Source organism: Bacteroidota bacterium (assembly GCA_016194975.1).
Classification (GTDB): Bacteria; Bacteroidota; Bacteroidia; order Palsa-965; family Palsa-965.
Window position 1 is genome coordinate 42,208 of sequence record JACQAM010000014.1, and the last position, 16,106, is coordinate 58,313.

The 16,106-nt window shown below is 35.6% G+C and carries 13 protein-coding genes; 9 read left to right on the top strand and 4 right to left on the bottom strand.

Annotated elements, in window-relative coordinates:
• Nucleotides 1–328: 328 nt before the first annotated feature.
• Nucleotides 329–1,306 (top strand): hypothetical protein, encoded by a 978-nt coding sequence (locus HY064_09700; protein ID MBI3510930.1) that lies wholly within the window; start codon nt 329–331, stop codon nt 1,304–1,306.
• Nucleotides 1,307–1,637: 331 nt separating this feature from the next.
• Here HY064_09700 and HY064_09705 read toward each other — a convergent pair whose 3' ends face one another.
• Nucleotides 1,638–2,363, bottom strand: a complete 726-nt coding sequence (locus HY064_09705; protein ID MBI3510931.1) for a hypothetical protein — start codon at nt 2,361–2,363, stop codon at nt 1,638–1,640.
• Between the two features lie 142 nt (nt 2,364–2,505).
• Here HY064_09705 and HY064_09710 point away from each other — a divergent pair, with 142 nt between their 5' ends.
• Complete coding sequence (locus HY064_09710; protein MBI3510932.1) at nt 2,506–3,444, top strand: tyrosine-type recombinase/integrase; 939 nt, start codon at nt 2,506–2,508, stop codon at nt 3,442–3,444.
• Between the two features lie 98 nt (nt 3,445–3,542).
• Nucleotides 3,543–4,607, top strand: a complete 1,065-nt coding sequence (locus HY064_09715; GenBank protein MBI3510933.1) for an aminotransferase class I/II-fold pyridoxal phosphate-dependent enzyme — start codon at nt 3,543–3,545, stop codon at nt 4,605–4,607.
• Nucleotides 4,608–4,612: 5 nt separating this feature from the next.
• On the opposite strand, the gene HY064_09720 is transcribed toward HY064_09715, so the two are convergent.
• Both HY064_09720 and HY064_09725 read right to left on the bottom strand, forming a co-directional pair.
• A complete protein-coding gene (locus HY064_09720) occupies nt 4,613–6,082 on the bottom strand; it encodes a pentapeptide repeat-containing protein (GenBank protein ID MBI3510934.1) in 1,470 nt (489 codons plus the stop codon).
• Nucleotides 6,083–6,517: 435 nt separating this feature from the next.
• Nucleotides 6,518–7,822, bottom strand: a complete 1,305-nt coding sequence (locus tag HY064_09725; protein ID MBI3510935.1) for a hypothetical protein — start codon at nt 7,820–7,822, stop codon at nt 6,518–6,520.
• Nucleotides 7,823–7,957: 135 nt separating this feature from the next.
• Here HY064_09725 and HY064_09730 point away from each other — a divergent pair, with 135 nt between their 5' ends.
• From HY064_09730 to HY064_09750, 5 genes are read left to right on the top strand one after another with little or no spacing between them, the layout of a single operon-like run.
• Nucleotides 7,958–8,752: a thymidylate synthase gene (locus HY064_09730; protein MBI3510936.1), complete on the top strand. Its 795-nt coding sequence runs from the start codon at nt 7,958–7,960 to the stop codon at nt 8,750–8,752.
• Between the two features lie 8 nt (nt 8,753–8,760).
• On the top strand, nt 8,761–9,606 hold the full coding sequence (locus tag HY064_09735; GenBank protein ID MBI3510937.1) for a Dam family site-specific DNA-(adenine-N6)-methyltransferase: 846 nt from the start codon (nt 8,761–8,763) through the stop codon (nt 9,604–9,606).
• 2 nt (nt 9,607–9,608) lie between these two features.
• A complete protein-coding gene (locus HY064_09740) occupies nt 9,609–10,811 on the top strand; it encodes a metallophosphoesterase (GenBank protein MBI3510938.1) in 1,203 nt (400 codons plus the stop codon).
• Nucleotides 10,808–12,673 carry a hypothetical protein gene (locus HY064_09745; GenBank protein ID MBI3510939.1) on the top strand — a complete coding sequence of 622 codons (1,866 nt, stop codon included), beginning with the start codon at nt 10,808–10,810 and terminating at the stop codon, nt 12,671–12,673. The genes HY064_09740 and HY064_09745 overlap by 4 nt, the downstream gene beginning before the upstream one ends.
• A 6-nt stretch (nt 12,674–12,679) precedes the next feature.
• Nucleotides 12,680–13,669, top strand: a complete 990-nt coding sequence (locus HY064_09750; GenBank protein MBI3510940.1) for a hypothetical protein — start codon at nt 12,680–12,682, stop codon at nt 13,667–13,669.
• Nucleotides 13,670–13,712: 43 nt separating this feature from the next.
• On the opposite strand, the gene HY064_09755 is transcribed toward HY064_09750, so the two are convergent.
• Nucleotides 13,713–14,444: a helix-turn-helix transcriptional regulator gene (locus tag HY064_09755; GenBank protein ID MBI3510941.1), complete on the bottom strand. Its 732-nt coding sequence runs from the start codon at nt 14,442–14,444 to the stop codon at nt 13,713–13,715.
• A 586-nt stretch (nt 14,445–15,030) separates the two neighbouring features.
• On the opposite strand from HY064_09755, the gene HY064_09760 reads away from it, so the two are divergent.
• Nucleotides 15,031–16,071, top strand: coding sequence for a hypothetical protein (locus HY064_09760; GenBank protein ID MBI3510942.1), 1,041 nt, complete (start codon nt 15,031–15,033; stop codon nt 16,069–16,071).
• Nucleotides 16,072–16,106: the final 35 nt, after the last annotated feature.

Genomic DNA, 16,106 nt, shown 5'->3' on the forward strand with positions numbered 1-16,106 from the left:
CTGAAATTTTCCCTTTTTCTGCTTTTAAACTTTACTCGGTCATTCCAAATAAGATGGAAGAGTATGATATACTTCTCAATCAGGGCGAAAACAATTCTGTATTTCTTTTAGCCGGAAATGATTCGTTATCGGATACAGAAAGAAAATATTTCAGATATATTCTGAAGGAATTGGGCCAAAATCACACAAACAATCCAATTGTTTTTCCTGAAAGCATTCAGCGAAAGGTCAAAAATTACCCGAATGCCTGGTTTGTCAAATTAACAGGCGATTACATGGCTGCGGCCTGCGAAAATAAAATTCACACGGAATTGATCTCAAAAATTAAATGATTCACCGATTAATTCATTTATTTTGGGACCGGTCAATTGCTGGCGGCGATGCTATTTTCTCCACTGAAACGGAAAAGAAATTCAAACGCTCAGTGATCATCGTAAAATTATTTTACTGTGTTTTATTTTCCATATCCCTTCTTTGTTTGTCCGGCTTCTCTCCCTTTCCGAAGTGGCATACACTTCTTTCTTCGGAAGAACTATTCCTTCCATTATGGCCTGTGCGCTGGATAAATCTGGCGGAATGGTCATCCTCGGTAAATTCTATTATGTTAGCCTTTCCATTAACTACATTTCTGGCTGTTTGTGCCGGAACCCGTTATCGGTTTATCCGCATTGCAGTATTCCTGTCTCTGTTTCTATATCTTGCGTTGGTTAGTTCTTTCGGCAAGACAGACCATTACCTGCATTTATTCCTTCTCGCCTCTTTCTTATTTATTTTTTTGCCTGAGCGATCAAAGAAAAAAGAAATCAACCAGGTAAATTACCTTAAGATCATATGGGGGCTGCAGCTTTTCATTCTTGCCAGTTATTCTGCATCGGGACTGTTTAAAATAGCGGGCATTTTTTATCAATTGTACCAAGGGCAGGTTTCAGCTTTGTCTAACGAAGGGCTGGCGCGGGATATTGCAGCTACCGAATTTATTTCTAACCACAAATCCATTTTAGGAAGTATGCCAAAAAATTTTATTTCACCCGTTTTTACATTTTTGCTGCTGTGCTCCTATTGCATAGAACTTGTATCCGTATTTATTGCTTTCCGCCCTTCCTGGCATAGGATATGGGGAATCCTTCTTATTCTACTGCATATTTTTATTTTACTCAATATAGGCCCGGATTTTAGCTTTCAGGTTGTCTTGATTGCACTGATTCTTGTTAACAGCCCTTTCACCCCTTCCCGGAAAAACCACGAACCATCCTGGAAATTTATTACCAGACCATCGCGGAAAAATTTGCGTACGAGAAAAAATTAATTGTAAAAGAATTAGAGAAGTACGGAATTCACGCAGTGTACACGGCTCCGCAGAATTTAACGGTGAACACGATCAATAAATATCTTGAGTTGAAAGCGAGAGGATTGATCTGAGGGAGGATTACAGATAATACAGATTACTAAAGAGCCCACACGCAAGATCGCTTCACTCGCGATGACCAACGCACAATCTGTATATCCTCACATCCTGTAATCTTCCCAATTCGTATATTCGTATGTATTCGAGTACATCTACTTGGTGACCAATGCTGTGTGCCGTTGGTAACTTTCCCTTCCTAACGAATCCCTAACGCCTATATGGGAATAGTGCATTAGGACTTTTCTGATTTTTCCTTTAGTTTCCTTTGATTAGACAATTGTTCGTATAATTCCTTTATAGATTCAAATTTTTCCTGTTCTTTTTGTCGCCCTTTATATGCTACTACTATTTCGGAAAATTCCGAACCCCATAAATCAAAACCGTACCGAGTTCCACAATCTGTTCTCGATTTGGGAACAGGGCAAAAACAATTCCAAATAAATCCGTTTAATTCTTCCCAAGAAATAAATTTAGATTCATTATGCGATGTATTTCTTTCAACGGAAAAAATAATTGGTCTAATAGTAACTATCCCAAAAGAAACTTTGATTGGACAACTTTTAAAATTATTCTCCTTTTTATTTGGTTTGAGAAGCTTAACCATCTCTTCTGAAATCTGTTTTATTGAATTCTTTTCAAATAAACCAATCCAGTTTAGAATTTTTTCCCAAGACTCTGGAATTAATAAACTGTCATTGAAATGAAGTTGCTGCCCTTTACTCTTAACTTCAGAAACCACAATATCAATATTATTTGGTACTTCAAGATAAGGCGAAGAGTTGTGTTCGGTTTCATCTTGAGAATGAAGGGGAAATCGGACAGCGAGTATGTCTACTTCTCCAATTTCCTTACCGTCTTGATTTGAATGAAGCACAAACCCCGAAGTAAAATATCCATTCAATCTCAAATAGAGTTTGGATAGATTTTCCTGAATGATAGATTCTTCTTTTCTCGTCATTAGTTAACGCTTGTTCAACAAGATAACAAAACGCAGATAGAAATGTTATCACAAAGCAGTGAATCTTCCCAAAAATTGATTGATACCCCACCTTTTCAAGTCGCCTGATGTACACTTTTGTCCTTACCAACATATAAAAACTATGAAAACAATCCACGAAGCAATTAAAGCATTTTTATTCCATTGCCATTACGAAAAAAAACTTAGCTCTAAAACTATGAAAGCATACGAGCTTGACTGCAAACAATTTTTGAACTTTCTCAATCAAGAAAAACTTGCGAAAGAATTAACCTTAATTGACAAGCACTCTATTAAATCGTATTTACATCATTTGAAAGATGTGAAGCCAAAGACTCTTCGCCGAAAAGTTGCAACGCTGAAAACAATGTTCAACTTTCTGGAATTCGAAGACGAGATCTTGATTAATCCATTCAGAAAGATGAGAATTCAAATAAAGGAACCAAAAATGCTTCCTAAAGTAATGACTTTAGTAGAAGTAAAAAAAATTCTTAGTCACGCACAAAGCGAAGTTGGGAGTGAAGAGTATAACATTCGTTCTGTCCGTTATAAAGAGCGAGCCCGCAATCAGGCAATTCTTGAATTAATGTTTGCTACTGGCATGCGTGTTTCAGAAGTGTGTTGTCTTCGACCTGAAGATGTTGATTTGAAATCTGGACAGATAAGAATCATGGGAAAAGGTAGTCGTCAACGTATCATTCAGATTTGTCATGAAGCCGTGCTTCATTCTTTAAGCAAATATGAAACTATGTTTTTCAAACAAGCCAGAAAAAAGGGATGTTTTTTTCTCAATCGACGAAAATCAAAACTCTCAGAGCAATCGATTAGGATTATGATTTCTAAATATTCGAAGAAAGCTGGCGTAGAAAAACATATCACGCCTCACACATTTCGACATTCATTCGCAACGCTACTTCTTGAACAAGATGTTGACATTAAATACATTCAACAATTTCTGGGGCATAGTTCTATTAATACAACGCAGATATACACTCACGTAAATGCAAATAAACAGAAAGAAATATTAAGCGTTAAGCACCCGAGATTATTAATTGCATTGTGAATGGTTAATGCAGGATAACTAAATATTATCTCTTTGAGAAAGATGATTATTCGGAATTAAATCAACGTTTATTCTTGCCACTAAGAGAAAGTGGAGAAATGTCTGCTGATCCATCTGGATGGCTTGACACATATTCCTGTGTAAGTGAGGATAAATCTTTTCCACAAGAAATTCAGAAGTACTACTCTGATTTTTACAGTCAACTGCATCACATTAAAAGAGATATTATACCTCTGCTTTCTTCTTGGGAAAAAAGAGAATTACAACCTGAAAATTTAACCCTTTGCCACTCCGCTACAGTCGGATCAGCTATTGCACTTGCATTTTTGATAGCTAAAGGAATAAAAACTATTATTCTAGAGGCCCCCTTCTATTTTGCCACTTTCTATCAGGCTGAAACGTTTGGCTTTAAGATCATTCGGGTGCCATCGTTCCTTGATCAGCAATTCAAACTATTTATAGATCCGGATTTAATCAAGAAAAATTCTCCGTGTGCTGTTTTTCTTACCCAACCCCGAACTGCACTAGGGATTAATCAAGAAGTCAAAGATCTTCTTGCTTTGTCACACGTATTGGGGGAACAAAACTATTTGATTATTGATGAAGCGACCGAACAATTCTTTCCTAGCACATTAAGTGATTTCAATTTTGCCGAATATCCTAACGTGATAAAAATAAGGAGCATTTTTAAGGGTCTTGGAATTAATGGAGTGCGTTTGGCATGTCTTATACACCACGAAAAATATAGAGATCAGATCGCTGAAGAAATGGAGGTCATGCAAGGGGCTTTGGATTATTATAGTCTAATGTTAGCGGCGGAAATGGGCAAAGACGTAAACAGATTTTCGGCGCTTCTTCGTGCAGCAAATAATCAGGTTTTGAAACTTCGCAGTAAAGTAGACTTGCAGCTGAAAGGAACAAGCTGTTCTGTATCTCCGATCGTCAACGGGTATATTGGATCTGCAGTAATTAAGTTGCGCTCGGAATTACAGAGAGGTGAATTTTTAGAATATTGTGCCCGATCCAGAATGCCAGTAATTGTTGGATCAAGTATGGGGTTTGCGAGACATAAAGGATTTGAATTTGTTCGTCTCAATTATTTTAACCGGGAACATCATCTGTTAAAGGGGCTTGAAATAATGAGTTCATTCGAAAGTCTCTGAATTTCCTAAGACTTTGGTTCAAAATTTATCCAGCCTTTGAGTGTTTTCATTAGTTGCTTATAGCGGGGTAAACTGAATTGTACGACTAAAGACAATTCGTGATGGCCAGGCAATAAAGTTTTAAGGCGAAAACTAAGAGCTTCTGACTTATTTAAGCCAGTATTTTCGATCTTAAACATCTGATTATCTCTAAGAATATTATTTTCCTTACTTCTGATTTTTCTCGTTTGCACATCTAATTTATTAAGCTCCACTTTGAATTTCGTTGTAAAAATGAACAAGATATAAGGCCATGCATCCTTTATTTTTTCCCAGTGTAAATACAGTTCATTTGGTGAATTGTGTTTTACAATCTTTCCAAAAGTTACGGGCGCTATGTCAAGTAATGGTCTGAGTTTTTCATAGTAATACTCTTTTTCAAGTGGTCCCTCGACAAGAATCCGGCAATAACCTGCTTCCTCATAATCCAGAAGCAAATCCTCAGCGGCATCCAAATACTTTTCCAGAATTCGCTCAAGCGAAAGAAAAACCCCATCTGATGTTCTTTGCAAGTCGATAAATTCGGGTTTGCTTGCAAAGGCATCCGATAATTTTGCGCTCACCTCAAACAATTGAGCTAAGGTTCTCAGTCGAACCTTGTCCTGATCAAATTGATAAAGAAGAAATTCGTGAAGCCTTTCGATGTGTAGTCTAAATCGGTTGGGGTTTTTACTCAAACCAATCCAATCATTTACAACGAATAGGCTTTCCACTTCATCACTGGGTTCCGAGATTATCGAAGGTTTGAGAAAGTAAGCCAACCTGAATTCTTCAATTCTGTTTGACGTATTTTGGAATTTGGATAACTCGCTTGTGAACTCGGTCAAATTGATTTTTTTGTCGCCTCTCTGCCTGAACACGAAAGTGCAGTTGTCGCACCTTGAAGCTTCAATACCAAAATTTCCTGTAATAGTTTCATATTCTAATCTGGAATAGCTAAAGCTACAGTCAAGTAGAATGCTTGACTCTATCATTTTATTTGAGGTTGTACATTTCGCAAACGAACAGTTGAAAAATCTGCAATCGGAAATGATCACGTTCGTGAAATCACATTCCTGAAATGTGCAGTCTCTAAAATCTGACAGGGTTATTGCAGTCTGATTAAAAGTACATTTTGAGAAGTGGCTATTGCTTAAAAGGTTGTTGTTGTGTGAGGCATGATTCAGATTGCAATTTTGAAACGTTGATCGATTAATGTGACAATCCTTTAAGTCGACATTATAAAAACTTACAGACTTGGCATTAAGGTTTTCAATACGGGATGATATAAGGTTGGTGTGATTTAAGCGATGCTTACGCGACATGTTACCTGTAATCGAACAGTTGGATACATTTTTCGCATTAAACATCACTCCGGGAATTTCTGTAAAGTTCAGTGTTACTCCATTAGGATATTCCACGAGATTTTTCCATTCTTTAGTAAGCCCCTTTTTCATTTTGATTCGATTAAGATTATTCCGCCGCAAACTAACAGTACACCAATAAAAAATCTCAGGTCAAACTTCTCATGATTGAAGAATATGCCTAGAAGCACAAGAACTATTAAGTAAGAAGATTCATATACTCCTGCGTACGCAACTCCTTTTTTCACTGTTAAAAAATACCATATACATACGTATACAACATTCAGAACGAGATATGGAATAACGTATGATTCGAAACAAGCAGATTTGAATTTTGACGTTGCGGAAATTGAACCTTCCCAGAAGTAAGCAATAGCGGTTATTATTACATAGCAAATCAGATTCAGTGCCGAGGTAACAAACAGACTTTGATATTTCTGTGTATAAAGGGAATACCAGAAGGTTATTAACGCTGTTGTCAGCGTAAACATAAGCGGTATGGCTATCCTCATCTCAGATAATATTTAGTTATCGCTCAATAAAGCGAAAGATAGCATTCTTATCCGTTTCACCATTTTTGTATTTCCGACGGTATGATTGCCTGCCACCTTTATTAATTCCAGTTATAATTTCTTCGATTTGATTATAGTGTTCGTCAGCCTCACCCAAATATTCGGGAATACTCCAAACATAAGTCGCGTGCGTTTCCAAAAGTTCCCAAATAAAATGATTGTAACCTCCGCAACTAATCAGGAAAACAAAACCAAAACTCGGTTTGAGCGTAAATCGAAGTTTGATTTCTTCGGAATGATAATTAGAAAGCAATTGCAATTGTTCACGGCTTCGCACGGCGGTTTTTTGCATCAGGATATTAAGAAGTTGAGCGTCCGTTTGCGCGAAAACATTTCCTTTTTCTTCGAAAGACAATGCTGAGAATACATCATCTGCCGTATATAATGACTTATCAACTAATTGTGGGGCGGCTTTAACAAGTTCCAAAGTGCGATATTCTTTTATCTTTTCGATCAAAGCAGGATTGATTGCTTGAATTTCGGGAGAAGTTGCTTCAACTGAAATAACATCACCACTTTCCACTTTTATAATTGCTTGAACCTCTATTCGTTTCACGCCAAGTTTGCGAGAAAACCAGTTTTTAACGGTATCATATTCTTTTCTGATGTATTCGTTATCAATTCGAAATTCAACAACAGAATAAACTTCTTTTATTCTATGTTGAAACGAAACATACCCGTCATGAAAAATGACATGAGAAAATGGAACGGAAAAATTTACATTAATGTTTTGTTGAAAAGGGGATTCGGATATAATCGCAGGATGGTTAATATCCACTGTACCAAAAACGTTTTTCGATTCATGACTAACCGGGAAAAGATGTTGATGCGGATTTATTTGTTTCCCAAAAGCTGTTCCAAATCCTGGTTCGACTTTGCCTTTGGATTTGGGCGCAGTATTTTTGGCGATGCTCGCAAAAGCTATCGTTTGATAGCTTGTTAGTAAAGGTTCCAATAAATTCCAATCTAGTCCCTCAAATATGAGCCGATCAATATTTAATTCATTTTGCTGGCTTTCGAACCGCGTATGATCTTCAAAGGAATAACTTTTCACTTCAACATAAAACGGACCGTCTACACCTAATAAATTTACAAGCCACATTATTGTTCGGTTTTCACGAAAAGCAAATACCCGTTTGGGAAGATTGGTTTTAGAATATGGAATCATAATTTCCTTATTCAGGAAAATACCCCTGTTAGTCATTTTGAACACATGCTCCATGGAAAGGAAGAAGGTAGTTAATTGGGTTAAATAACGCAAGTGCAAATTAGCTGTTTTACCAAATGATTGATGGTAATTTAAATTTTTAATTTATATACAGTATATGTTTTTCTTTACAAGAATATCACAAAAGGGGTTCTATACCTTATATTCGTTGGTTATATTGCCGATTATATGAACCAATACGAAACCCTGCTCCGAAATGTCCTTGAAAACGGGGTTAAAAAAGCTGATAGAACGGGCACGGGTACCTTAAGTACTTTCGGAAATCAAATACGGTTTGATCTCGAGGAGGGGTTTCCTTTAATTACTACGAAAAAACTTCATTTCAAATCTATTGCATATGAACTCCTTTGGTTTCTTCGGGGAGATACCAATATCAAATTCTTGCATGATAATAGCATAAGTATTTGGGACGAGTGGATGCAACCGGGAGGAGAACTTGGTCCTGTATATGGTTACCAATGGCGCTCTTGGCCTGCACCCGACGGAAGACACATTGACCAACTTAGTGGTGTTATCGAAAGCATTAAAAAAAATCCAGACTCCCGCCGATTACTCATAAGTGCATGGAATGTTGCTGATATCGAAAAGATGGCCTTACCTCCATGTCATGTACTGTTTCAGTTTTATGTAGCTGATGGACGACTTTCTTGCATGATGTATCAACGAAGTGCGGATATGTTCTTAGGTGTTCCATTCAATATTGCTTCTTATGCATTGTTGACTATGATGGTTGCTCATGTGACAGGATACAAGCCCGGTGAATTTGTTCACGCTTTGGCGGATACTCATATTTATCTTAATCACCTCGATCAGGTAAAAGAGCAGTTGGCTCGCGAGCCTCGTCCATATCCAACATTGAAACTAAATCCTGAAATAAAATCGGTTTTTGATTTCAAATATGAAGATTTGCAACTAGAAGGATATAACGCTCACCCATCAATTAAAGCCCCTATAGCTATATAGCTCGATTTATGTCAGAACCCCAAGTCATAGAAGATATACTTCAAACAAAAGCTATCCCATTCCTGAGATGGACAGGATCAAAAAAATGGCTTGTATCAAGCTGTATAGATGATTTTTTACCCGTGAATTACAATAATTATCATGAACCTTTTCTCGGTGGAGGAGCCATGTTTTTCCATTTAAATCCTTCTAAGGAAGTATATCTATACGATTTAAATGACGAATTGATCAATGTATATTCTCAATTAAGAGATAACATAGAAAATGTAATCAAACATCTGAGAACATTTGCAAATACGAAGGACGAATACTATAGAATTCGAAGTATGAAATGTCGTGCAGATCACGCAAGAGCCGCGCGATTTATTTATTTAAATCGAACTTCTTTCAACGGCATTTATCGTGTTAACCCACAAGGGAATTACAATGTTCCTTATGGCAAAAGGACTAATGTGGATATTGTAACGGAGGAAAATTTGCATCGGGTCAATTCAATTTTGCAAGGTGTAAATATTAAGCAAGGAGAATTTAGTAAGGCTTTGAATAATATTCGAGCTAATGATTTAGTTTATTTAGATCCTCCGTATACTGTTGCTCATGAAAATAATGGGTTCATAGAATATAACAGCAAATTATTTTCATGGAAAGATCAAGAGAAGCTTGCCAATATGATAAAAGAAATTGATCGTAGAGGAGCCTATTTCATTTTATCAAATGCAGCACACTTTTCAATTAGAAAATTATATCAAGGAGTTGGTAAGATAAAGTCTGTGAGTCGCTATAGTAAAGTTGGTGGAAGAAATAAAACAAGAGGTGTTTTTAATGAATTAATTATTACTAACGTTAAGAAGTAGCTTTGGAAACTCAGGAAAAAATATCGGTAATTAATATTGCAGTCATGAGTGATTTGCATTGCTACCATCCTAAAGATGACAAGTGGCCTATTGATTCATATTTGACTTCAAATAAATTAAGATCCCCATCGAAAGATCATCCGATTCAAGCATTACTTGAAATACTTCCATCGATAGTAGATTCGAAAATTGATTATTTGTTATGTCCGGGAGATGTTGCAAACAGAGCCGATCAGCAAGGTTTTATTGATGGCTGGGGGTTCGTTTTAGAAATTGGGCAAGCACTAAAAGTTGATGAAATAATTTCCACGTTAGGTAATCATGATGTTGACTCCAGACATATTGGCTCTACTGATATATATACAATAGCAAAAGGAATAAAAAAGGGATTTCCGATTAATGAAGTTAGTCTATGCAATGAATTTTGGGCTAATGGTTTCACTTTTGTGGAAAAAGAGAATGTACGTATTCTTGTTATCAATTCCGTATTTTTTCATCACACTCAAAGTGAAATAGATAAAGGCAAAGTTGATCCCACACAACTAGAGGCAATTGAAAAATATTTGTCAAACCTAAATGATGATAAATTGAAATTAGCACTTTGTCATCATCACCCACTGCCACATGAAAGATTCAAATTGGGTTCAGGCGACGTGATAGTTGGCGGGAATGAGTTAATCGATTTACTGAACAAGTATAAATTTGATTTACTTATACACGGACATAAGCATGATCCTTGGTTAAGGTATGCTCCTGGCAGTGGAAGTTCTGTTCCGATTTTTTCGGCAGGAAGCTTTTCAGCAACAACAAACCAAATATTAAATGGTAAACGAAATACTTTTCATCTGGTCACCCTTACAAAGACAGAAAATGCGTCTTACGGAAAAATAAAAACGTGGGAATACTTACCAAACATAGGTTGGAAACTTGCTGATTCAGGTGATGATGGTTTCCCCGTACACTCCGGATTTGGATTTAAGGGTAAAATAGTCGATTTGATAAATGATACGGATAGGGTAATTACAAAGGATTTTATGGATTGGGAAAAATTCATTAAAGAAGTACCAGAAGTTGAGTTCTTGACGCCAGACGAGTGTATTGAATTTCGAAATAGTCTTGAGATTCGATTTAATATAATTACTCATCCTCCGTTACCTAATCGACCAAAAATTATTGGTAAACCATATAATCCATCGCAGCCGTGACAAATATTGAAAGTTTTCATATTTCATATAATGCACGACATCTTAAACCAGAAGATGTTGCACAAACTTTTATTTCAAATTCTGATTATAAAGAGTTGGTTCAGGATAATCATACAGTATTATTAGGAGCGCGCGGTTGTGGGAAAACAACCTTAATGAAAATGTTAACGTTGCCAGCATTATACTCATGGAAGGACGAATTAGCAGAAGAATTCAGGCAAAAAATTAGTTTCTATGCTGTTTATATTTCTACAGACATTTATTGGAATGCGCAAAAAGATTCTTACAATGAACAATTGAAAAGCATGCCTAAATATGCTTTGGCTGTTTCGAAAGTTGCGGTAACTACCAACGTATTATATGCCTTATGTGAAACATTTGAAAATATTTTAAAATATAAAATTGAAAACAATGATATATCACAAGAAATTGAGTTGTCAAAAACTTTGATTGAAGGCTGGTCATTGCCTCCTACAATACCAAACATTGCAATGGTTAAAGAGTCTTTATTAAGGCGGGCAGATTTATTAAATAGACATATACAAAAGACAATATTTAATTGTGTCGATGATAGTGAAGTAAAATTAGAAAATGATTTTTTCTTTATTGATTATGACCCTGTTATTATAAATGCTATTTCAGCTTTTGAAAGAATATATAAAATAACTAATAATCCTAGGTGGGCCCTGTGTTTTGATGAATTAGAATTAGCCCCAATTTGGTTACAGGATCGATTATTTAATTCATTAAGGAGCCGAACTCAAAAGATTTTATACAAATTAAGTGCTAGTCCCATCTTGTCTATTTCTGACAATATCTCTGCGTCTCCGAATAACGATTTGAAATTGGTAAAAATGTGGCCACATGGCAAGAGAGATAAATATCAAGAATTTAGTGAAGCTATTCTGAAATCGCTTTTGTTCAAAAAATTCAATAGAGATATTGAACCTGAATTGATTTTCGGCTCCAATCCATTGTTTAGAAAAGATCATGAAAAAAAAGATTATGAAGAAGGAGGAGAAACATGGAAGCAAATTATTGACCTTGCTAAGGATGATCCTGATTTGAGAAAACTTCTCCAAGGACATCATATTAATCCTAAAAACCCCCAAGTCGGAGTTGAAAATAGGAGGAAACTAGACACTGTTTTACGTAAAATAAAACCCATTGTTTATTTCAGGAATTATTATAGCACTTATGACATAAAATCTAAAAATAGAAAAGCTCGCTCTCGCAAAGCTTCAACTTTATTTTACGGCAAGGAAGTAATTTATAGGATATGCGACGGTAATCCGAGATGGTTGATTGGGATAGTAGAGGCTATACTTACAAAATGCAACAATAATAGAATTCAAAAAATTAGTGACGCTTCACAAGCAATGGTTCTAAAAAATATAGCTGATCAATTTTATAATGTTATAAAAACTATTCCAGGCGCAGTTTTTCAAACAAAACATAAAATGTATACTCTGTCAGGAATATTAAAAGAAGTTGGAGATACATTTTTTAATGAAATTGTCATCGACAAATTTCAACGTGATCCGCATAGCACTTTTACTATCGACAAGGGTTTAAATCCTAGTATCATAAAAATTTTGGAAAAAGGAGCTTATCAAGGTGCAATTATCTTGATCGACCCTGCTGAAAACAGTTTTGATTTTGAGATGCGTGGTAAACGATTTAGACTTTCTTATTTATTATCTCCTTTATTTAAAATTCCTTTAAGGAAGTATGCTGCAATTCCGCTCAGCAAATGTTTGACAGGGAAAGAAATTATTATGAGCCCTCAAAAAACCGTAACAGGTACTCGAAAATCTGTACTAACCAATCAAACTGAATTACCATTTAATTTTAAAAAATAATTTATAATGAAACTTAAATATGCGAATCAAATAAAGTTAAATGAACTAAGTGCTTCAAATTATGATGTTATTATTGTTGCATCAGGGTATGAAACTCGAGCAACTAGTCTTGCTCAAAAATTAGAGGAACAAAATTCAAAACGTATAGTAATTGCTTTTGAAGAATGGCAGGATCATGAACAAAGAATAAAGAATGATGCCATTTTTAAAAGTCTGGGGTATCTTCCTTATCCTGCTAAAGAAGGTAGCTGTGAATCTATTATTACAATTCTAAATGATGTTTTTCAAGATTTTTTATTCAAACAAGATGTTAGTGTTTTAATTGATTACTCGTGCATGACTAAGGTTTGGTATGCCACGATTATTAATTATTTTATTAACAAAGATTCCATCATTAGAAATCTTGACCTCACCTTTAGTTATACCCCTTCAAAATATTCTGATCCGCAACCGCCCATGCCGAACAAATATATGGGACCGATTCCAGGAATATATTGTGTATCCACTTCTAATAAACCCACAGCTCTTATTATTGGATTAGGATATGAAATGGAAAGAGCACAGGGAATAGTCGAGTATCTTGACCCTAAAACAACTTATGCATTCTACTCAAATCCAGCTTTTGATAAAAAATTTGTTAGCGTAGTAGAAAAGAACAATGCCCAACTGCTCTCGTCTTTAGGTAAGGAAAATGTTTTTAAGCATCCGATAGGTGATTTGAAATCGACAGATGCACAATTAACATCTTTATGTTTGAGCCTTAAAAGCACTCATCGAATAATTTTGGCTCCTTTGGGACCGAAACCTTTTGCATTATTGTGCTTGTTGTTGTCGGCTCGTTATCCTGAAATTGACGTTTGGCGTGTTAGTGCAGGCGATTCAGGAAATAAGTATGATAGAAAACCCGCTAACACAGAACCTGTTATTTGCAGGATTGTTTTTGAAAGAGAATTAATTGCTACTGAAGAAAAACGTGAAGTAAGTATGACTTCATGATTGCATCACGTAGTAGAGATTAGTAAATATTACCGAGAAGAACTTAAGCATTCTTTTTTTTCGACGAATCCAATTCATTCAACATCTCGGAGAAAATGGGATTTGTTGTTGAAATAACTGTACAACCATCCTTTTCTTTCATTTCAAATTTTGGTTCCCATCTCTCACAATATTCTTTCCATAATTTCAAAAAATATTCCTCCTCAACGAGATTTATTTCAAACAAGAAAAACATATTTGAATCTCCCATCATTTCCGCAAACGCCAATAAATTTCCTTCAGGACTAACACCGTAAACAAGAGGACATTCGTCATATTCTTGTTTTGAATGTATATCATATACCTCAGTCAATATTTCTGGATCATACTTCAATAGTTCTTCGTAAGAAAGAGGCTCTTCATATTTTGCGGAATATTTGCTTAACTCTGAAAATAAAAGGTTTGTAATTCCCCGACTATGATTATTGAGTCTTGTTTGCAAATCATTGGTAATGTGTACGGCTTCTTTAATTGCCCGGCTCATGTTTTCATTTTCTTTTCTCAATTGGTCATCCAGTGCCGAGCCTTCAATATATTTTTGGTAATTGATAATATAATCTGGCGTGACACAGAGAATCTCAGAAATCTTAAATAATTGCTCGACAGTAATATGTGTTTCCCCACGTTCTTGCTTGCCATAAGTAGACGGTTCTATGCATAATTTTTCTGCCATTTGTTTTTTTGTCATTCCAATTCGCTCGCGAATGGCTCTAATGTTTAGATAAAACTGTGTCATGGTATTAGCTTTTGACAAAAATCGAACATTATATAATGCGAGAAAAGTCCCTGTCAAAATATTCTATTTTCGAGTATTTCTCAAGTGTTAATAATAATATTATTGGGATTCTCAAGGTCAAGTGTGGTAAAAATATTCTGTTTTCTGCTTTTGTTTGCTTTTAGTTTCGTTTCAAAACTTTTCTTTTCTTCTGTTTGCATGTGCTTGTGCTGCTGAAGTACCCGCGAAGTCTCGCGAACTAGGCATGAAGTCTGGCGAAGCCTCTGTGAAGTACCCGCGAAGTAAAATCCAAGTGTAATCCAACCCTCTTTGAAGTCCCTTTGAAGATCAAATGCAACCAAAAGAAAAAATCAATTTTTTGCAAAAATTACGGGCTCGACTAAAAGATAGTTTAGAAGAAGAGAATACGGTTAAAAGTATGACACTTTGCGACACTCCCGAAACATCAAAGTGTATTAATTATTCAAAAACAGACCATTAAGACTTAGACTTTTTTAAGGCATTTTGATTTGATATATTAGAAGAGTAGAAAATTGGAAAAAAAATTTGCTTGGGGTTGGAGTTTTTCATTTAAATAAGTTTAACAATGGCAAAAAAAAATATTGTTGATACAGTAATTTCAGGTGGTGGACATGTAGTAATTCTTGGTGCTGGAGCAAGTATTGCATCCACAATAAAAAACCCCGAACCTAGTGGAAAACAACTTCCATCAATGGACAATTTTATTGAAGTTGTAGGGCTAAAAGATATCGTTGAAAAACTTCCGCCAGATTTAAGAGATTCTAACTTCGAGAATCTTTACAGCAAGTTACATGCTGCAAATCCAAAATCTAAAGAAATTCAAGAAATTGAATTTAGGGTAAGCGATTATTTCAAAAGCATGAAACTTCCAGCAGTGCCCACAATCTATGACCTTTTGGTTTTGAGTCTGCGTTCTAAAGATTTGATTGCAACTTTTAACTGGGATCCGTTTTTATATCATGCATGGTGTAGAAACTATAATTGTGGGGATAGCCCACAAATTGCTTTTTTGCATGGCAACGTTGCAATAGGATATTCAAAAGAATTAAGAGAGGCTGGTTACCCGGGAAAACATCCAAAGGACTCAGGGGTTTATTTTGAACCCACTCAACTTTTATTTCCGGTCACAAATAAAAATTATAATCAAGATGACTTCACTATAGGGCAATGGGAGTTAACAAAAGATTTTATGCACTCTTCAACTACTAAGAGACTTACAATTTTTGGATATGGTGCTCCGTCTTCAGATGTTGAAGCGATTCGTCTTATGAGCGAAGCATGGGGCGATCCTAGTAAGAGAAATATGGAGCAAGTTGAAATCATTGATATAAGACCAGAAGAAGAAGTGAGAAAACAATGGGATAAATTCATACATCCGGGACACTATGATTATGGAACTAATTTTTTTGATTCTGTAATTGCACATTTTCCAAGAAGAACTAGCGAAAGTTGGTTTTGCCATTATCTGCCTATTACAACTGAAGATGCATTTATTGGTTCTCACCCAATTCCAAAAGAATTTAAAACACTACAAGAAATGTGGAATTGGTTTAAACCATTGATTGATCAAGAGGAAAAATTTAAGGCAGAAAGTCCAACTAAGTAATCGCAATTCTGATAGTATTTGTTATGGTACGTTTC